Consider the following 20,407-nt stretch of genomic DNA (forward strand, 5'->3'; position numbering starts at 1 on the left):
GCTCTTTATGTTTTAAGGAGGTACAAGGAGGAACGCAATGAGTGGAATTGAGGAGAAGAGAAAACGGTTTGAGTTGTTGATGAAACAGACGGAGCTCCCGACGGGTCTGGTAGAGCCCTACTTTTTGGATGGCTGGATTGAACAAGTGGAAACAAACCGCAGTAATCGGGAGTGGAATATCCTGATTGCTAAGGATACTTTGGTACCAGCTCCAATCTATCGTACGTTTTGCCTGCATATTCAGGAGAAGATGAATCATATCGCCAAAATTTCATTTGGCTTCAAATATACAGAACAGGTGCAGATTGGTGATATTGTCAGTGAATATTGGAATCTGTTTCTGGAGTGGGTTACACGTGAGATCCCATCGGTCAATGGTTGGATGAACCGTACGACCTTTGAATGTGAAGCCGATCTGTTGCAACTGACGATGAGTGACGCAACATCAATGGAACTGGCTCGTAAGAAACAGATTGATCAGGCTATCACGAGATTCTATGAAAAATACTTCCATCTACCGCTTCGCATTAAAATGCAAGTGGGCGAAGTAGCGAGCAATAAAGAGGCGATGGAACAATTTCAGGCCCAAAAACGTGTAGAAGAGCTTCAGGTCATCGAAAAGATGATGAGTGAAGTGGACACAGAAATCCCGGTGGATGAGGAGCAGGGAGATCTGCGTTTGCAGATGGGTTATGACATCAAGGAGCCGGCAGTACCCATGCAAGAAATCCAGGATGAAGAGAAAAAGGTCACACTTCAAGGTACGGTGTTCGGTCTGGATCGCAAAGAACTGCGAAACGGAAATACGCTGTTCACATTCTATCTGACCGACTTTACGGACTCCATGCAAATGAAGATGTTTGCCAAAACAAAAGAGGATGTTAAAATTCTCAGCTTATTGGCTAACGGTAAATGGGTGAAAGTGCGTGGCCGTGTAGAGTATGACCGCTTTATGCAAATTCCTGAATTGGCTATGATTCCTTCGGATCTTATAGAAGTCAAGGCACCGCCGTCTCGCAAGGATAATGCGCCTGAGAAACGGGTTGAGTTCCATTTGCACTCTACGATGAGCACAATGGATGCTGTAACTTCAATCGACAAATACGTGAAAATGGCTGCTGAATGGGGTCACAAGGCGATTGCTGTGAGCGATCATGGGGGTGTACAAGTGTATCCCGAGGCATCCAAAGCAGCTAAGAAAAACGGAATTAAAATGATCTATGGCCTAGAGGCCAATGTAGTGAATGACTCCGTTGCAGTTGTAATGGCTCCTAAGCCATTGGATCTCCAAACAGCAACATACATCGTATTTGATATCGAGACTACGGGTCTTTCGGTAACGCAGAACAAAATTATTGAGATTGCTGCGGTGAAGATGCAAGACGGTAAAGAAATTGACCGGTATGCGACATTTGTGAATCCGCATGAACGCATTCCCTACAACATTCAGCAATTGACTAATATCAATGATGACATGGTAAAAGATGCACCTGAACTGGAGCCAGTTATCCGAGAGTTTGTACAGTTTGCCGGAGATGGTGTGCTTGTTGCGCATAATGCACGTTTTGATATGGGATTTATCCAGGCTTCCCTGAAGAAACTTGGAATGCCAGAGCTTGCGAATCCTGTCCTTGATACGTTGGAGCTGGCACGATTGTTATTTCCAAAAAATAAGAACCACCGATTGAATACGATGGCGGATAAATATAAGGTTGGACTTGAAAGTCATCACCGTGCCATTGACGATACGATTGCTCTAGCAGGCATACTGATCGGATTGCTAAATGACGCTGCCCAGATGAAAGGGTTGACGATGCTTGATCGCCTGAACGATTATGTGGGTGTTGATTTGTCGAATACAAGACCTTTCCATTGCGGAATCTATGCACTGAATGATATTGGCAAGAAAAACCTTTATAAACTGGTATCTCTTTCGCATACAGAGCATTTCAAGCGGGTACCCTGTATTCCAAAATCGAAACTGATTAATTTGCGTGAAGGTCTTATTATATTATCGGGTTGTGAAAAAGGTGAGTTCTTCGAAGCAGTGCTTAACAAATCGCTTGAAGAAGCGGAAGAGATCGCTGAGTTCTATGATATTTTGGAGATCCAGCCAATAACGATGTACATGCATTTGGTGGATAAAGGGTTGGTAGCTACACCAGAAGAGATAAAAACAGCGATACGTAAAGTCATTGATATCGGGGCAAAGCTGGATAAACCAGTGATTGCCACGGGCAATGTGCATTATCTGGAACCTCGGGACAAGCTATATCGGGATATCACAATCCACGGAATTACAGGATTTAGCCCACTCAAGGATCAGCGTAAACCGGATGCACACTTTAGAACGACGGGTGAGATGCTGGAAGAGTTCCAGTTCTTAGGTCAGGATAAAGCTTACGAAGTTGTTGTTACGAATACGGTCGAATTGGCTGACCGGTTTGAAGAAATCAAGCTGTTCCCTGACAAATTGTTTACGCCGATTCTGGAGGGTGCGGACGATGAGATACGTAGTACCTGCTATAACACCGCCAAGTCAATCTATGGTGAGGAACTGCCGGAAGTGATCGTGGCACGACTAGAGAAAGAATTGATACCGATTATTAAATATGGATTCTCTGCCAACTATTTGATCTCGGAGCGACTGGTTAAAAAATCGAATCAGGATGGCTATCTCGTAGGTTCGCGGGGATCAGTCGGCTCATCTGTCGTCGCAACATTCCTGGGTATATCCGAAGTTAATCCATTACCTGCACACTATATCTGTGTGAATTCGGAATGCAAGCACAGTGAATGGTTCCTGGATGGCAGTGTCCGGAGTGGTTTTGACTTACCTGAGAAAGAATGTCCTGACTGTGGTAACACACTCAAAGGAGAAGGTCAGGATATTCCGTTTGAAACCTTCCTTGGATTTAAAGGGGATAAAGTTCCCGATATTGACTTGAACTTTTCTGGTGATTATCAGCCTCATGCTCATAACTATACGAAAGTGCTATTTAGTGAAAAAAGCGTGTTTCGTGCCGGAACCATTGGTACTGTGGCTGAGAAAACAGCCTTTGGTTTTGCTAAAAAATATGAGGAACACCATCAAAAGAAATGGCGCGGAGCTGAATTGAATCGTCTGGCTTCTGGTTGCACCGGGGTAAAGCGGAGTACAGGACAGCATCCCGGCGGTATAGTCGTGGTGCCTGATTATATTGAGGTTGAAGATGTAACACCGGTTCAATTCCCGGCAGATGATGTTAACGCTGAGTGGAAAACCACACATTTTGACTATCATGCGTTTGAAGAAAATTTGCTAAAACTCGATATTCTGGGTCATGATGATCCGACTATGATGCGGATGTTGCAGGATTTGACAGGTGTTGATCCGACAACGATTCCAATGAATGATCCTAAAGTCATGAGTATGTTCAATTCGACGGAATCCTTGGGAGTAACGCCTGAACAGATTCGTTCACCTGTGGCAACGTTTGGTGTACCAGAGATGGGTACTAAATTTGTTCGTCAAATGTTGGTCGAATCACAGCCAGCATCCTTCGCCGATCTGTTACAGATTTCGGGTCTATCACACGGAACGGGTGTGTGGCTCGGTAATGCACAGGATCTGATCAAAAACGGAACATGTAACATTAAAACAGTAATTGGTTGTCGGGATGATATTATGTTGTTCCTGATATACAAAGCAGGTATGGACGCAAGTCTGGCGTTTAAAATTACGGAGAGTGTACGTAAGGGCCGCGGCTTGCCACAGGAATGGATCGATGAGATGAAGAATTGTAAAGTGCCACAGTGGTATATTGATTCCTGTCTCAAAATTCAGTACATGTTCCCTAAGGCTCACGCGGCCGCTTACGTTATTTCAGCTGTACGTACTGCGTTCTTCAAGTTGTATCATCCAATTGAATATTATGCGACCTACTTTACCGTTCGTGCAGATGAGATTGATATCGAACTAATCTGTCAGGGATATGATGCGATCTCTCGGAAAATCGTAGAGATTGAGCAACTAGGATTCCAAGCATTGCCAAAAGAAAAAAACATGTTGCCTGTTCTGGAGATGGGACTGGAAATGGCTGCTCGTGGATTCTCTCTCAAACCGATCGACTTATATCGTTCTGAGGCTACGAAGTTTATCGTAGATGGCAAATCATTAATTCCTCCGTTTTCCGCTTTGGCCGGAATCGGGGACAACGCAGCGCGCAATGTCGCTGCGGCAAGAGAACATGGTGAGTTTCTCTCTGTGGAAGATTTCCAGCAAAAATCGAAAGCAAGTAAGACGATTGTCGAACTCTTATCGAACATGGGATGCTTCCGTGGTTTGCCAGAGAGCAATCAACTATCTTTGTTCTAGGATCAGTTTTGGAACATGGAACGATGATTGGCCGGGTATAGGTGATTTTTCCTTCATTAGTAAGTGAACTGCCTGAATGATGGCTTACTTGTCACTATTACCAGACTATGTTATAATTTTTGAAGTGAACGAGATAGTACGAATTTCTAAAGAGTGGGGAAACCCACTCTTTAATCTTTGGTATAAAAGAATCTTGGGTATTTAATTATCTGCCAGTGTTTTTGCTGGTGTAACCTAAGTTGGAGGTTATCGGTTTTGAGCACAACTAACATTAAATCTACCGTGGAAGAAATGATCCAACCCTACTTGAATGAACAAGGCTTCGAGCTGGTTGACATCGAATACGTCAAAGAAGGCAGCAACTGGTTTTTACGGGTGTATGTCGACAAAGAGGATGGCATCGACATCGACGATTGTGTCTTGATCAGCGAAAAGCTAAGTGCGAAGCTGGATGAGAACGATCCGATTCCAACCATCTATTTCCTTGAAGTGTCTTCTCCCGGTGCCGAGCGTCCACTGAAAAAACCTGAGGACGTTACCAAAGCCGTAGGCAAGAATGTATTTGTTACAACCTACGAGCAGGTGGATGGATTGAAGGAATTTGAAGGGAAGCTACTTTCCTTTGATGATGGGGAACTCGTGATCGAAGCAGGCAAGAAGAAGCATGCCATTTCTTATGATAAGGTTGCCGGCGCGCGCCTAGCTATTTTGTTTTAAGTGCCTTGTTCACTTTATTAATGAAAAAGACACATCTCACGATAACGGCAAGGTGCTCTTGAGTTCAGAGCCTTTCGCCGTTTTACGTATGAGATGCCATGTTTGAAAGGGGGATCAACATTCATGAGTATGGATTTTATTGAAGCAATGAATGAATTGGAACGGGAAAAAGGGATCAGCAAGGATGTGCTGTTTGAAGCGATCGAGGCTGCACTCATTTCCAGCTATAAGCGGAATTTCAATACGGCCCAGAATGTGCGTGTTGACATGAACCGCAATACGGGAGTTATTCGGGTGTATGCTCGTAAATTGATCGTGGAAGAAGTTCTTGATTCACGTACCGAAATTTCATTACCCGCTGCACGAGAAATCAACCCACACTTCCAGCTGGAAGATATTGCGGAGATTGAAGTTACGCCGCGTGATTTCGGACGTATCGCCGCACAAACTGCCAAACAGGTAGTGACCCAGCGGATTCGTGAAGCCGAACGCGGCCTGATCTACAACGCTTTCGTAGATAAGGAAGAAGATATCATTACGGGAGTGGTGCAGCGTCAGGATTTGCGCAATATCTACATCGATCTGGGCAAAATCGAAGCGGCTTTACCGCTGACCGAATTGATGCCGAACGAGAAGTTTGTTCATGGTGATCGTATTAAGGCGTATATCACCAAGGTCGAGAATACGACTAAAGGGCCGCAAATCATTTTGTCCCGTACCCATCCGGGCCTCCTGAAACGTCTCTTTGAACTGGAAGTGCCTGAAATTTTTGATGGTGTAGTTGAGATTCGTTCCGTTGCACGCGAAGCAGGGTTCCGCTCCAAAATTGCCGTTCATTCCCGAAATGAGGAAGTTGATCCAGTCGGATCTTGTGTAGGTCCTAAGGGAGTGCGCGTGCAGACCATTGTGGGTGAGCTGCGCGGTGAAAAAATCGACATTGTTCGTTTCTCTGATCAGGTAAACGAATATGTTGCTAATGCACTGAGTCCTTCCAAAGTGTTGGAAGTTCATGTATTTGAGGAAGAAAAGATGGCTCGGGTTATCGTTCCGGACTATCAACTGTCCCTCGCTATTGGTATCAAAGGCCAAAATGCCAGATTGGCAGCCAAATTAACCGGCTGGAAAATCGACATTAAGAGTGAGAGCCAGGCGGAACAGGAATTCGGCAGAGAAAAAGATTCTTCTTCTGAAATGCATCAGGATTCCGTCTCCGTCGATTAAAGTAAAGTACGGGGGGCGCTGACGTATGAAACCAAAAAAAGTGCCGCTGCGCAAATGTGTGGCATGCCAGGAAATGATGCCCAAAAAGCAGCTGATTCGCATCGTTAAAACGCCAGAGGATGAAGTGCTAATTGACTTGACTGGCAAAAAATCCGGACGTGGTGCCTATTTATGCGGCAAAGAGTCTTGTTTTAAGCTTGCATTCAAAAACCGGTCTTTGGATCGGGCGTTGAAAGGCAAAGTTTCACCTGGAATTTACGAGCAATTAGCAGCTGACTTCATCGCGGTTGAGGATGAATTTATAGCAGCACAGGAGCGTGAACATGACTAATATTAAAACGCTGTCTTATCTGGGACTCTCTATGCGTGCAGGTAAACTTGTAACAGGTGAAGAAATTGTACTTAAAGCGATCCGTTCTTCCGAAGCAAAAATGGTTATTGTAGCGGGTGACGCCTCAGCCAATACACAAAAGAAATTTCGCGACAAATGCGGAACTTATAAGGTTCCACTGTTGATCGGATTTGACCGGGATAGCCTGGGTTCAAGTATCGGTAAAGACACGCGTGTTGTTCTTGCAGTAACGGATCGAGGGTTTGCAAAAATGATCTCCAAGCAAATCGGTATAATGTCGGAGGTGGAGTATATTGAGTAAACAGGAAAACAAGGATAAATTGCGAGTTTATGAATATGCGAAGTCCCTTAATATGAGTAGTAAAGAAATTATAACCATTCTTAAAAAGCTGGAAATTCCCGTAAACAATCATATGAGTGTCATGGAGAATGGTTCAGTCGGTAAGGTGGAACAATTTTTTAAAGATATAAAATCCACTGCTGCTTCCAAACAAGGCAACGAAGCAAAACCAGTTGCTACTTCGGCAGTACGCAGTGACCAAACAGTGGACAGCAACAAGCCGGCCGGCGGAGTGAACACGCCGAATAGCAATAACCCATCCGGTAGTCCCGTACAAACAAAAATACAACAGGAAAAGCAGGTAGGTATGAACAATAGACCAAATTCCAACAATAACAATGGCACTCAAAGACCCAGCGGCCAAGACAGCCGTAACAGAACGAATTCTTCCCAAGGTTCTAGCCAAGGGGGACAATCAAGTAACCGTCCAAGACCAGCTCAAGGTGGGCAAAGCAGTACTGCTTCCCGTCCGCAAGGTACTACTGGGCAACGCCCGAGTAACAGCGGTGGGGGTCAAGCAAGACCTTCAGGACCTACTAGCGGTGGCAACACAGGTACTGGCGGAAACCGTAGCGGTGGCCAAGGACAGAGCCAAGGCCAAGGACAAGGCCAACGTAGAAGCGGGCCAGGTGGTACTTCTGGCAACAATAATAACAATAACAACAACAATAGCGGAAACCGTTCGAATTCCGGTGGCGGTGGGCGTCGTTATGATGACAATCGTGGTGGCAACTACCGTGGTAACCGTGGTGGCAAGAACAACCGCAACAGAAATCAACAACAGTATCAGCAACGTGAAAAAATTGATAACACACCTAAGAAAATCATCGTACGCGGTGATATGACCGTAGGTGAAACAGCGAAGTTGCTCCATAAGGATGCTTCGGAGGTTATCAAAAAACTCATAGCTATGGGTGTTATGGCAACAATCAATCAAGAGCTTGATATCGAAACGATCCTTCTGCTTTCAGGCGAATTCGGTGTTGAGGTTGAAGTGAAGATTGTACTCGAAGATGATCGTTTCGAGACACTCGAAGAGAATGATGAAGCTGCTGACTTGCAGGCTCGTCCACCAGTAGTTACGATCATGGGGCACGTTGACCATGGTAAAACAACATTGCTGGATGCGATTCGTTCCACGAATGTATCCGATGGTGAAGCAGGCGGAATCACGCAGCACATCGGTGCATATCAAGTTGAGATTAACAACAAAAAGATCACATTCCTGGATACTCCGGGTCACGAAGCATTTACAGCGATGCGGGCACGTGGTGCACAGGTTACGGATATGACGATTATTGTTGTAGCTGCGGATGACGGTGTGATGCCACAAACGATTGAGGCAATTAACCATGCGAAGGCTGCTGGGCTCCCAATTATTGTGGCTGTTAACAAAATTGACAAGCCGGGTGCTGATCCGGATAAAGTGAAACAAGAATTGACCAGCTATGAACTCGTTCCGGAAGAATGGGGCGGAGATACCATCTTTGTTAACGTGTCAGCGAAACAAAGAATGGGTCTTGAAGGTCTGCTTGAAATGATTCTGCTGGTTGCAGAAGTGAATGAATACAAAGCGAACCCGGACAAACGTGCCCGTGGTACAGTGATTGAAGCCGAGTTGGATAAAGGACGTGGCCCAGTTGCACGTATTCTCGTTCAGCACGGTACATTGAAAGTCGGAGATGCCTTCGTAGCAGGTAACTGCTTCGGTCGTGTGCGTGCGATGGTCAATGACAAAGGTCGTCGTTTAAAAGAAGCTGGACCTTCAACACCTGTAGAAATCACAGGTTTGACTGAAGTTCCAGGTGCTGGAGATCCGTTCATGGTGTTTGAAGATGAGCGTAAGGCTCGTTCCATCGCTGACAAACGTTCGATTACGCAACGTGAATCCGATCTGGGTACACATACTCGCGTGACGCTGGATGACCTGTTCCAGCACATCAAAGATGGCGAGATCAAAGACTTGAACGTAATCATCAAAGGTGACGTACAAGGTTCGGTTGAAGCATTAAAAGGTTCGCTTGCGAAAATCGAAGTTGAAGGTGTACGCGTGAAGATCATTCATAGCGGCGCTGGTGCAATCACTGAATCCGATATTATTTTGGCCGCTGCATCCAATGCCATTGTCATTGGTTTCAACGTTCGTCCTGATAACCAGGGTAAAGTGACTGCAGATCAAGAGCAGGTAGACATTCGTCTGCATCGCGTTATCTATAGCGTTATTGAAGAAATCGAACAAGCAATGAAAGGCATGCTTGATCCGATCTTCAAAGAAAAAGTAATCGGTCATGCTGAAGTTCGGAGCACGTTCTCAATCAGTAAAGTGGGTACCATTGCTGGTTGTATGGTTACTTCAGGTAAAATTACACGTTCCGCGGAAGCACGTCTGATTCGTGATGGCATCGTCCTTTACGAAGGCAAGCTGGATTCCCTGAAACGTTACAAAGATGATGCTAAAGAAGTAGCTCAAGGCTACGAGTGCGGTATCACACTGGATAAATACAACGATCTCAAAGAAGGCGACGTTATTGAAGCTTTCATTATGGAGACTGTACAACGATAAGCAAGGAAGCATGAGGTGAACAATGATGGCTAAGATTCGTACAGGTAGAGTGGGCGAGCAGATTAAGAAAGAATTAAGTCTGCTCATCCAGTCTGAACTGAAAGATCCACGTATCGGTTTTGTTACCGTAACGGGAGTCGAAGTGACAGGTGACTTGTCGCAAGCCAAGGTTTATCTGAGTGTCTTCGGTGAACAGGAACAAAAAGATAACACGCTTAAAGCGCTGGCAAAAGGAAATGGATTTTTGCGTTCAGAGCTGGGCAAACGTATCCGATTTCGTCATGTTCCCGAGTTGATATTCAAGATTGACGAATCCATCGCTTACGGTAGCCGGATTGAGAAGCTGCTCGGCGATATTGGTTCCGACAAGAACGAATCCCAGTAACAGAATAGAGGAGACGGCAATGCACACTTATGAACAGGCGCTCCAGGCCGGAAAGCAATTTCTGCTGGAGCATGATGATTACCTGGTCGTGTCGCATGTACAGCCGGACGGTGACGCAGTCAGCTCGACGGTAACGGTGGGCTGGCTGCTGTCATGTCTGGGCAAGACATTCACGATGATTAATGAAGGCGAAATTCCACAACGTATGCGTTTTTTGTGGGAAGCGGATTCCATCGTGAACATGACCGAACAACCACCACAGCGTAAATACAAAGCTATAATTTGTGTGGACTGTGCCGACTTTGCCAGAGTGGGTCATACCCGTCACTATTTTGAAGAAGATGCAATCATTCTGAATATTGATCATCATCCAACCAATGATGCTTATGGCACAGTGAATATCATTAAGTCAGATGCTGCGGCAACGGCTGAGATTTTGTTTGATTTTCTCAATCTCTTCCCGGTGATTTTGAACACGGATGTAGCTACAGCAGTCTATACAGGATTGCTTACAGATACCGGTGGTTTCCGTTATGCGAATACCAGCCCCAATGTCATGAATACGGCTTCCCGATTGCTGGAATATGGTGTGGATGGACCGTATCTGGCTCAGATTTTGCTGGAGCAGGTAACGCTGCCTCAAGTTCGTATCTTGAATCAGGCATTGTCAAGCTTGCAGATGACCGAAGATGGCAAGATAGCCTGGGTAGTTATTACACCAGTTGATATGATGGCTTGTGGAGCTGCTAACGAAGATCTTGAAGGGGTAGTGAACTATCCGCGCAACATACAGGGCGTGGAAGTCGGTATCTTTTTCAAAGTCGTTAGTGAAAATGCGGTAAAGGTATCACTTCGCTCAGCTGGTAAAATTGATGTTTCTGCACTTGCACAGAACTTTGGTGGAGGCGGTCATGTTCTCGCAGCCGGATGTCGCGTGGAAGGTAACTTGGAAGATATCATCGCAAAAGTGCTGAAGCAGGTGAGTTCACAATGGTAAAACCATTTGAAGGTATACTTCCGGTATATAAACCGGCGGGGTTTACCTCCCATGATGTCGTGGCCAAAATGCGGCGTATACTTAAAATGAAGCGTATTGGTCATACAGGCACATTGGACCCCCAAGTCACTGGTGTGCTGCCGCTTTGTCTAGGGCGTGCAACTCGTGTGGTGGAGTACATGCAGGAGCTTCCCAAGGAGTATCTGGCAACACTCCGACTGGGTCTGTCTACCGATACAGAGGACATGACGGGTGAAGTGATTGAGCGGTCAGAAACGACTGTTGAAGTGACTGAGGAACAGGTTAAGAAGGTACTTGAACAATTTCTGGGTACGATCTCTCAGGTGCCACCCATGTATTCCGCTGTGAAAGTGGACGGTAAACGATTATACGAGCTTGCTCGTGAAGGGAAAACGGTAGAGCGCAAGAGCCGTGAAGTCACGATCTATGAGCTAGAACTTACAGGGATCGAGACTCAGGGTGAAACCACCGATATATCGTTCCGCGCATTGTGCTCTAAAGGTACGTACATTCGGACGTTGTGTGTAGACATCGGCCGACAACTCGGTTATCCATCGACCATGGTTCGACTGGAGCGTACGATATCGGCGGGTATCTCCGCAGATCGTTGTCTTCGCATCGAAGAAGTGGAGCAACTCATGGCTGAAGGGACTTTGGCGGAGGTGCTGATTCCTGTTGACGAGGCTATTGCTTCCATTCCATCCCACAAGGTTGGAGAGGATCAGACCAAAGGAGCACTTCAAGGCCAGAAACTGTCAGCGCGTCTTCTGGAGCCGCCTGTAGAGCAACCTGGTTTGCTACGTTTGTATGCTCAGGATGGTACGTTTCTGGGGATATTTGAACGGGATGAATTAAAAGCAACGGTGAGGGCAGTTAAAGTCTTTTTACCGGAATAAAAAAAGATCTTGGGTATGATCTTATGGTGATGCCCGAGCTTGGCCTATCAAGTGAATTGCAGGTGAATGATTGTGAAAACCGTAATGCTAACCTATCCGCAGACGTTACATTCGACTGAGCTAAGCACCCTTCCCCAAGTGCTCGCGATTGGTCAATTCGACGGACTGCATCTCGGACATGCAAGTGTCATTTTATCAGCTGTCCGCATTGCGCGCGAAACGGGCATGCAGGCAGCGGTCATGACCTTTCATCCACATCCGAAGGAAGTTATGCGCAAAGGGGATTACGAGGGTTATTTAACTCCTTTGAGAGACAAGGAAGACATCTTGGCAGCAATGGGTGTTGACGTACTCTACGTGGTGGAGTTCAATGAAGGCTTCTCCAGGTTGACTCCAGAGCAATTCGTACATGACCTGTTAATTCCTCTTCAGACACGAACAGCGGTAGTTGGTTTTGATTTCCGTTTCGGTCACAAGGGTGCAGGAGATGAACAGCTACTTCGCACTCTGGGACAGGGAGACATGACGGTGGAAACCGTTCCTCCATTCTTGCTAAATGGTGAGAAGGTGAGCAGCTCTCTTATTCGTGGTTTGCTGAAGCGTGGGGAAATGGATGAAGCCAGTCAGTGGCTGGGACGTCCTTACAGTATCAGAGGCACCGTGATTCACGGAGAGAAACGAGGACGGACCATTGGATTTCCAACCGCTAACCTTGAACTAGCAGATCATTATGTGAGCCCTTCAAAAGGTGTTTATGCTGTTCGTGTGCAGTATCGTGAACAGGAACTGAAGGGTGTAATGAATCTTGGTGTAAAACCTACGTTTCATGAAGGCGGAATGAAACCTACGTTTGAAGTGCACCTGCTTGATTTTGATGCTCAATTGTATGATCAAGAACTGAAGGTTGAGCTTGTTCACTATATTCGTGCAGAACGAAAATTTGATTCGATTGATGCATTGATCAGTCAGATTCGTGAAGATGCTTTGACCGCTGCCCGCCTGTTATCTTAAAGCTTTAAGAAAATACAGGTTTACATTTACTTTGTCTGGGCAACTATGATACAATGTACTACGTTGTCGAATGAGACAACAGACAACCTTGGCTTGGTTGCTTGCTCTCACCGGCGGTGACGAGGCTAATGGCGATTATATGAAGGAGGTGAACAGGATGGCATTGACTCAAGAACGTAAACAACAACTGATCGACGAGCACAAAACTCACGAGTCCGATACAGGATCTCCAGAGGTGCAAGTTGCTATCCTTACGGAAAACATCAGAAGTTTGACAGACCACTTGCGCACGCATAAGAAAGACCACCACTCACGTCGTGGACTTTTGAAAATGGTAGGTCAACGTCGTAAGCTTTTGGCTTACGTGAAAAACAAAGATGTTAAACGTTACAGCGCACTGATCGAAAAACTCGGATTGCGTCGTTAATTATCGTACATGTTTTCAAAACCAACCTGGCTGTTATCCGTCAATCTTTTGTCTAAAAGGACAAGCGGAACTTACAGCCGGGTTGTTTTGTAAATGAACATGTTGCCATATATTTGTAGCTGAGGCTCCGTGAGGAGCTTTTGTTGTGCAGATTAGCATGTTGCAAGATACTTACATAGCTAATGAATGCAGGACAAGCAGGAAATACTGTAAATATGCAGAATCCATTGAGTTAGGAACGAATAAAAGGAGGAATTTCATGGAACAGCGTGTTGAAATGCAGCTTGGCGGAAGAAAGCTTACGCTTGAAACTGGGCGTTTGGCCAAGCAGGCTAATGCTGCCGTTAAGGTAACATACGGGGATACCGTTGTATTGTGTACCGTGACAGCATCAAGTGAGCCGAAAGATCTGGACTTTTTCCCTCTAACGGTAAACTATGAAGAAAGATTGTACGCCGTTGGTAAAATCCCGGGTGGGTTTATCAAACGTGAAGGCAGACCGAGTGAGAAAGCGATTCTTTCAAGCCGTCTGACAGACCGTCCAATTCGTCCATTGTTCCCGGAAGGTTTCCGGAATGATGTACAAGTTCTCAATATCGTTATGAGTGTGGATCAGGACTGTGAACCACAAATCGCTGCGATGATCGGTACATCGGCTGCTCTGAGCATTTCGGATGTTCCATTCAGCGGACCGATTGGTGGCGTGAAAGTTGGACGTATTGATGGCGAGTTCATCATTAATCCAACGATTGCACAGCTTGAAGTAAGTGAGCTTGAGCTGGTCGTTGCAGGAACCAAGGATGCCATCATGATGGTTGAGGCTGAGGCAAACGAACTACCAGAAGAAGTGATGCTCGAAGCAATCATGTTTGGTCATGATGAGATCCAAAACATTATTGCTGTAATCGAACAACTGGTACAAGTTGCGGGCAAAGAAAAAATGGCTGTTAAGTTACGTACCGTTAATGCTGAAGTCAACAGCAGTGTGCGTGATTTCGCAAGTGCTCGTCTGGTGGAAGCTGTTAAAATCGCCGAGAAGCATGCTCGTCAAGATGCAATTGATGTAGTGAATGACGAAACAGTTGCTCACTTTGAAGAGAAATATATTGAAAGTCCAGAATTGCTTAAAGACGTGAAAGAAGTACTTCATGATATTATCAAAGAAGAAGTGCGCCGTCTCATTACGCATGATAAAGTTCGTCCGGATGGACGTGGACTTGCTGAGATTCGCCCAATTGAATGTGATACATCCCTGCTGCCACGTACACATGGTTCAGGACTGTTCACACGTGGTCAAACGCAAGCACTCAGCATCTGTACACTTGGTGCACTGGGTGATGTTCAGATTTTGGACGGAATTAGTCTTGAAGATACAAAACGTTTCATGCATCACTATAATTTCCCACCATTCAGCGTAGGTGAAGCTCGTCCACTGCGTGCTCCAGGCCGTCGCGAAATCGGACATGGTGCTCTGGGTGAGCGTGCTCTTTCCAAAGTAATCCCTTCTGAAACGGATTTCCCATACACGATTCGTCTGGTGTCTGAAGTTCTGGAATCCAATGGCTCATCATCTCAGGCAAGTATCTGTGCCAGCACTTTGGCTATGATGGATGCAGGTGTTCCAATTAAAGCTCCAGTTGCGGGCGTGGCTATGGGTCTGATCAAAGATGGTGATCATGTATCCATTCTGAGTGACATTCAAGGTATGGAAGATCACCTGGGTGATATGGACTTCAAAGTCGCTGGAACACCAGAAGGTGTAACCGCAATTCAAATGGACATCAAAATTGCGGGCATTAATCGTCAAATTTTGTCTGATGCATTGGCGCAAGCCAAAGAAGGCCGTATGCACATTTTGGGCAAAATGAACGAAATTCTGAAAACTCCACGTGAGCAGTTATCACAATATGCGCCTAAAATTACAACGATGCATATCAATCCGGACAAAATCCGTGATGTCATTGGTGCAGGTGGTAAAATTATCAATAAAATCATCGAAGAAACCGGTGTTAAAATTGATATTGAACAAGATGGACGTGTCTTTATCGCTTCTTCCAACCAGGAAATGAATGATAAGGCCAAATCGATCATTGAGGGCATTGTACGTGAAGTACTGATCGGCGAGATTTATGTCGGTAAAGTCAAACGTGTTGAGAAATTCGGTGCATTCGTCGAAGTGCTTCCGAACAAAGAAGGTCTGGTACACATCTCACAACTGTCAACAGAGCGTGTTGCCAAAGTGGAAGATGTTGTGGCTATTGGTGATTCCATTACGGTGAAAGTAACGGAGATTGACCCACAAGGTCGTATTAACTTGTCCCGCAAAGCCGTTTTGACTACCGAAGCTCCGGCTCAATCCTAGGTCACGGACAAAGGTTATTAAATGGATATATTGAATGAAGAGGCAGAATGTGAATTTCTGGCTCTTTTTTTAACGTTCAAATACGTTTAGCAAGCAGAATACCCTGGCTTTGTATTCATATTCTTGCCCTTGTCCTCATATGATGGGGACAAAGACGGCGGGAGGATGGAGCTGTGGGAAACCAATCCAAAAAACTGGCGGCTGTTCTGGCGGGTGTGACTGCGGTTATATTAGTCGGACAAGTTGGCAGTGTGCGTACATACATTACGGAGATCCGTGATGGGCCAGGTACTCAGAATGCTTTTGACATGTTCAAGGAGGCAACCGGAGAAGATGCGCTGTTGTCGGCGATTCGGGATAAAGCAGCCGAAACAAAAATTGCCCCGGTGAATGCCAGAGTAGATCGAGTATGGAAGGCGATACCTGGCTATAATGGCATGGAGATTGATGTGGAAGCGACTTACCGTAAAGCACTGAGTGGAACGTTGAATACCAAGATAGCATATGTTTATCGTCAAATTCAGCCTGAGGTTCAGCTTAAAGATTTGGGTGCACATCCGATCTATCGAGGGAATGAGAGCAAACCAATGGTTTCTTTTATGATCAATGTGGCTTGGGGAAATGAGCTTATTATACCTATGTTGGACACGCTTGAAGCTGAGAAGGTGAAGGCTACATTTTTTCTGGATGGAAGCTGGCTAAGCAAGAATGTGGAACTGGCCAAGGAAATTCAGAAGCGTGGGCATGAGTTGTCCAATCATGCATATTCTCACCCAAATATGAGTCGATTGAGCGCAGAACGGGCCAAGCTTGAAATTAGCAAAACTCAAGATTTGCTTCTTAAATCTCTCGGTGTGGAAAACCGTTGGTTTGCTCCACCTTCCGGTGACTTTAATCAGAAGACTGTAGACATTGCTTCATCCATGGGACTGCAAACCGTGTTGTGGACAGTGGATACTGTAGATTGGCGCAAGCCAAGCCCCGATTCCGTTGTGGCCAAAATTGCCAAAAATACCGAGGCTGGCACGTTAATTCTGATGCACCCTACAGCTGCTTCTTCGGGAGCTTTAAAAGGAATGATTAAGTCCATACGGGCCAAAGGTCTTTCGTTAGGAACGGTAAGTGAGACACTGTCTTCGGAACGTATAAAAGCTTCTGCGGTTGAGTGAACGTTGTTTTTTTGTTAATATCAAAAAGTTGGAACCAAATGTCGATTTCAATCTTGTTGGATTGTGATCAAGACAATTATAGAGATCTAGGAGGGCCAACCATGAAAAAAATTCAGCTGGGGAATGGCCTCAGAGTTGTCATGGAACAGATACCGACCTGCCGTTCCGTATCTTTCGGAATATGGGTCAAGACAGGTTCACGTAATGAGCAACCTGCGAATAACGGAGTATCACATTTTATTGAACATATGCTGTTCAAAGGAACAGATCGTTATGATGCCAAGGCGATTGCAGAGCAGTTCGATGCGATTGGGGGTAATGTGAACGCGTTCACTTCCAAAGAATACACATGTTATTATGCTAAAGTTCTGGATGAACATCTGCCGATTGCAGTGGATGTGCTGTCCGATATGTTTTTCCGCTCCAAAATGGATGATGGTGAACTGATCAAGGAGAAAAACGTCATTCTGGAAGAAATCTCGATGTATGAAGATACGCCTGATGACATGGTTCATGATCTAATGGCCTTGGCTGCGTATGGGGAGCATCCGCTCGCTTACCCGATTCTGGGTACGGAAGAACGTCTCAAAGTAATGGATTCCAGTCATCTGCGTGCATATATGAAAGAGCACTACACGATTGAGAATACGGTCATTAGTATCGCGGGCAATATTGATGACAGCGTAATTGATCTGATGGAGAAGTATTTTGGCGTATTTGACGTGAATGGTGTGACTCAAGCAGTCACGATGCCGGCATTCCAAAGCGGACAGCTCTTCCACAAAAAGAAAACGGAACAGAATCATATCTGTATTTCGTTCCCGGGCTGTAAAATCGGAGACCCACTTCAATTCGGCATGGTTGTTCTGAATAACGCCATTGGTGGAGGCATGAGCTCCCGACTGTTTCAGGAAATTCGAGAGAAACGGGGTCTTGCGTACTCCGTGTATTCCTATCACAGCTCCCATGCGGACAGTGGACTATTCACCATATATGCAGGTACAGCACCGAAACAGACGAAAGAAGTGCTCGATCTGACCAAAGAGGTTCTGCGCGACCTGGCTGTAAACGGTCTGTCCGAAGATGAACTTCGTAAAGGAAAAGAACAGCTGAAGGGCAGTCTAATTCTTAGCTTGGAAAGCACAGGCAGTCGTATGAATCGTCTGGGTAAAAACGAGCTTATGTTGGGCAGACACCATACACTGGATGAGATGATCGCCAAAATCGAGCAAGTTACGATGAACGATATTAACGCGGTACTCGATCTGATGTTTGCGGAGCCATTCGCACTTGCCATGGTTGGCGCTTCGGATAAGACGATCGCTGGGTTGAGAAGGGATGATTTGGTTGCATTACGTTCAAATACAGAAGTTACCGGGTAATGAAGATATTAAATTGCCACAAAAAATGTCGGAGCTGGCATCCGGCTTTGATGTTGTAGCGGCAATTCAGGAAGATGTTGTGCTGCAACCGGGTCAGCGTACATTGATCCCAACCGGACTTGCGATGGCGATGCCCGCTGGATTGGAAGCACAGATCCGTCCTCGTAGCGGATTGGCCTTCAAACATGGAATTACGTGTCTGAACACTCCGGGTACCATTGATGCGGATTATCGCGGAGAAGTTAAAGTGTTGCTAATTAATCTGGGTCAGGAACCCTTCACGATTGTAAGGGGAGAGCGCATTGCACAGATCGTCTTCCAGACCGTACCAGCAGTTGAATTGACGGAAGTGAATGTACTTTCGGAAACGGTACGTGGCGAAGGCGGATTTGGTCATACCGGGAAATAAACAGCTTAGTGTACCCATTCTTTAGAGTCGTCCCTAACAGGGGCGGCTTTTTTTGCATTCAAGAAACTCATGGTGGAATACATTTAATGTTTCACCCCCTGTGGGCCCCTGCATACGATAAGGCATACATGTGGTGAAAGGAGTGACGTCCCGATGCTGACCGGAGTCCGGATTGTAGTCCTGGGCGGAGATGCGCGGCAGCTTGAAGTCATTCAAAAGTGCGCTGAGCTGGATGCAACGGTAAGTGTAGTGGGTTTCGACAAACTGGAACGCTCCATTCCAGGTATCGAACACCAGAAATTGGAGGACGAAGTATTTGCTTCGGCAGATGTGCTGGTACTGCCTGTCGTCGGGTGTGATGATCAGGGGAAAGTGAGTACTTCGTTTAGTGACACACCGATTGATTTGAAAAAGGAACATATTGCAGCATTGCCGGAGCATTGCATTGTGTTTACAGGCATGGCAAAACCTTACTTGCGTGAACTTTGTCTTGATAACGGTCTGCGACTTGTTGAAGTGCTTGATCGTGATGATATTGCACTTTACAACTCTATTCCGACAGCTGAGGGAGCCATTGCTATAGCCATTCGGGAGACGGACTTCACAATCCATGGTTCGGAATGTATCGTGCTTGGCATGGGTCGAACAGGATTCACAATGGCTAGAACGTTGCAGGGACTTGGTGCAAATGTCCGGGTTGGAATCAGGAGGGAAGAGGATGTTGCTCGCGCGACAATAATGGGCTGGAAGCCTTTCATGACAACGGATTTGGCCGCTCAAACCGGGGAAGTTGACTTGCTTTTTAATACGATTCCGACTATGATAATCACAGCACAAATCCTGTCCAGAATGCCGCAAAAGGCTGTCATTATCGACCTTGCATCCGCTCCTGGCGGCTGTGATTTCAGGTATGCCGACAAACGTGGTATTAAAGCGCTACTTGCACCTGGCCTCCCCGGCATTGTTGCTCCCAAAACGGCTGGCGGCATTATTGCCGACGCGTTGATCCGTTTGCTTTTGGAAGAACAGAACGCACGGGAGGTTAAATAATGAACTGGCAGGGTAAAACGGTAGGTTATGCAATTACGGGTTCTCATTGTACGTTTGAAGAGGTTATGCCAGTAATTAGCCGCTTCGTGGCCGAAGGTGCCAATGTCGTCCCGATTATTTCGAATTCGGTTCTGACGACGGATACACGCTTCGGTACCGCGCAAAATTGGCAAAAGCAGTTGAAAGATATAACGGGTAATGATATCATTTCTACAATTGTTGAGGCGGAGCCATTAGGGCCTTCCAAACTGTTAGATGTGCTGGTCATTGCTCCATGCACAGGGAATACAACAAGCAAGCTGGCTAATGCGATGACCGACAGTCCAGTGCTGATGGCAGCCAAAGCACAGATGCGTAATCAGCGTCCGCTTGTACTCGCCATTTCTACGAATGACGGTCTGGGCTTGAATGCTGCGAATATCGCTAAACTGCTGGTGGCCAAATACTTGTATTTTGTGCCATTTGGGCAGGATGATCCAGTGAAAAAACCAAATTCGTTAGTCGCCAAAATGGAACTTATTCCAGAGGCTTGCTGGAGCGCCCTTGAGGGCAAACAGTTGCAGCCGATGATTGTGGAGCGATCTTCACAGGCTTAAATGGAATTTTAATTGGGCGATAACGGTTATGCGCTTGGAGAAATGAAGAGCGGTTCGAAAGACAAAGAAAATCATGGGGGACGATACGCTGGCTTGAACAGCTATTTGTGTCCACGTTCCTGTCTATAAGGGCATTCCTGCTTGCCGACAGT

At 46.0% G+C, this 20,407-nt stretch carries 17 protein-coding genes; all 17 read left to right on the plus strand.

What is annotated here, in order from left to right; genetic code table 11:
* Positions 1-37 precede the first annotated feature (37 nt).
* The 17 genes from C0Q44_RS25790 (at position 38) to C0Q44_RS25870 (ending at position 20,255) form a co-directional block, all read left to right on the plus strand.
* On the plus strand, positions 38-4,357 hold the full coding sequence (locus tag C0Q44_RS25790; RefSeq protein WP_105410038.1) for a PolC-type DNA polymerase III: 4,320 nt from the start codon (positions 38-40) through the stop codon (positions 4,355-4,357).
* Between the two features lie 255 nt (positions 4,358-4,612).
* Complete coding sequence (gene rimP / locus C0Q44_RS25795) at positions 4,613-5,074, plus strand: ribosome maturation factor RimP (RefSeq protein ID WP_105410039.1); 462 nt, start codon at positions 4,613-4,615, stop codon at positions 5,072-5,074.
* Positions 5,075-5,197: 123 nt separating this feature from the next.
* On the plus strand, positions 5,198-6,295 hold the full coding sequence (gene nusA, locus C0Q44_RS25800; RefSeq protein WP_105410040.1) for a transcription termination factor NusA: 1,098 nt from the start codon (positions 5,198-5,200) through the stop codon (positions 6,293-6,295).
* Positions 6,296-6,320: 25 nt separating this feature from the next.
* Positions 6,321-6,626 carry an RNase P modulator RnpM gene (gene rnpM / locus C0Q44_RS25805; RefSeq protein WP_105410041.1) on the plus strand — a complete coding sequence of 102 codons (306 nt, stop codon included), beginning with the start codon at positions 6,321-6,323 and terminating at the stop codon, positions 6,624-6,626.
* Positions 6,619-6,948 (plus strand): L7Ae/L30e/S12e/Gadd45 family ribosomal protein, encoded by a 330-nt coding sequence (locus C0Q44_RS25810; protein ID WP_105410042.1) that lies wholly within the window; start codon positions 6,619-6,621, stop codon positions 6,946-6,948. The genes rnpM and C0Q44_RS25810 overlap by 8 nt, the downstream gene beginning before the upstream one ends.
* On the plus strand, positions 6,941-9,550 hold the full coding sequence (infB, locus tag C0Q44_RS25815; RefSeq protein WP_105410043.1) for a translation initiation factor IF-2: 2,610 nt from the start codon (positions 6,941-6,943) through the stop codon (positions 9,548-9,550). Before C0Q44_RS25810 ends, infB begins: the two co-directional genes overlap by 8 nt.
* Before the next feature lie 25 nt (positions 9,551-9,575).
* On the plus strand, positions 9,576-9,935 hold the full coding sequence (gene rbfA / locus C0Q44_RS25820) for a 30S ribosome-binding factor RbfA (RefSeq protein WP_105410044.1): 360 nt from the start codon (positions 9,576-9,578) through the stop codon (positions 9,933-9,935).
* A 19-nt stretch (positions 9,936-9,954) separates the two neighbouring features.
* On the plus strand, positions 9,955-10,932 hold the full coding sequence (locus C0Q44_RS25825; protein WP_105410045.1) for a DHH family phosphoesterase: 978 nt from the start codon (positions 9,955-9,957) through the stop codon (positions 10,930-10,932).
* Positions 10,926-11,849 (plus strand): tRNA pseudouridine(55) synthase TruB, encoded by a 924-nt coding sequence (gene truB, locus C0Q44_RS25830; RefSeq protein ID WP_105410046.1) that lies wholly within the window; start codon positions 10,926-10,928, stop codon positions 11,847-11,849. Before C0Q44_RS25825 ends, truB begins: the two co-directional genes overlap by 7 nt.
* A gap of 72 nt (positions 11,850-11,921) precedes the next feature.
* Positions 11,922-12,860, plus strand: a complete 939-nt coding sequence (locus C0Q44_RS25835; RefSeq protein ID WP_374955152.1) for a bifunctional riboflavin kinase/FAD synthetase — start codon at positions 11,922-11,924, stop codon at positions 12,858-12,860.
* A 157-nt stretch (positions 12,861-13,017) separates the two neighbouring features.
* On the plus strand, positions 13,018-13,287 hold the full coding sequence (gene rpsO, locus C0Q44_RS25840; RefSeq protein ID WP_056700672.1) for a 30S ribosomal protein S15: 270 nt from the start codon (positions 13,018-13,020) through the stop codon (positions 13,285-13,287).
* Positions 13,288-13,546: 259 nt separating this feature from the next.
* Positions 13,547-15,649, plus strand: coding sequence for a polyribonucleotide nucleotidyltransferase (pnp, locus tag C0Q44_RS25845; protein WP_105410047.1), 2,103 nt, complete (start codon positions 13,547-13,549; stop codon positions 15,647-15,649).
* 173 nt (positions 15,650-15,822) lie between these two features.
* Complete coding sequence (locus C0Q44_RS25850; RefSeq protein ID WP_105410048.1) at positions 15,823-16,818, plus strand: polysaccharide deacetylase family protein; 996 nt, start codon at positions 15,823-15,825, stop codon at positions 16,816-16,818.
* Positions 16,819-16,919: 101 nt separating this feature from the next.
* Positions 16,920-18,200: a M16 family metallopeptidase gene (locus C0Q44_RS25855; RefSeq protein ID WP_105410049.1), complete on the plus strand. Its 1,281-nt coding sequence runs from the start codon at positions 16,920-16,922 to the stop codon at positions 18,198-18,200.
* Positions 18,157-18,609, plus strand: coding sequence for a dUTP diphosphatase (gene dut / locus C0Q44_RS25860; protein ID WP_181151175.1), 453 nt, complete (start codon positions 18,157-18,159; stop codon positions 18,607-18,609). Before C0Q44_RS25855 ends, dut begins: the two co-directional genes overlap by 44 nt.
* Positions 18,610-18,762: 153 nt before the next feature.
* Positions 18,763-19,659 carry a dipicolinate synthase subunit DpsA gene (dpsA, locus tag C0Q44_RS25865; protein WP_105410051.1) on the plus strand — a complete coding sequence of 299 codons (897 nt, stop codon included), beginning with the start codon at positions 18,763-18,765 and terminating at the stop codon, positions 19,657-19,659.
* Positions 19,659-20,255 (plus strand): dipicolinate synthase subunit B, encoded by a 597-nt coding sequence (locus C0Q44_RS25870; protein ID WP_017689130.1) that lies wholly within the window; start codon positions 19,659-19,661, stop codon positions 20,253-20,255. Before dpsA ends, C0Q44_RS25870 begins: the two co-directional genes overlap by 1 nt.
* The last annotated feature ends 152 nt before the right edge of the window (positions 20,256-20,407 follow it).

The organism is Paenibacillus sp. PCH8 (assembly GCF_002968835.1).
In the GTDB taxonomy this organism is placed as follows: domain Bacteria; phylum Bacillota; class Bacilli; order Paenibacillales; family Paenibacillaceae; genus Paenibacillus.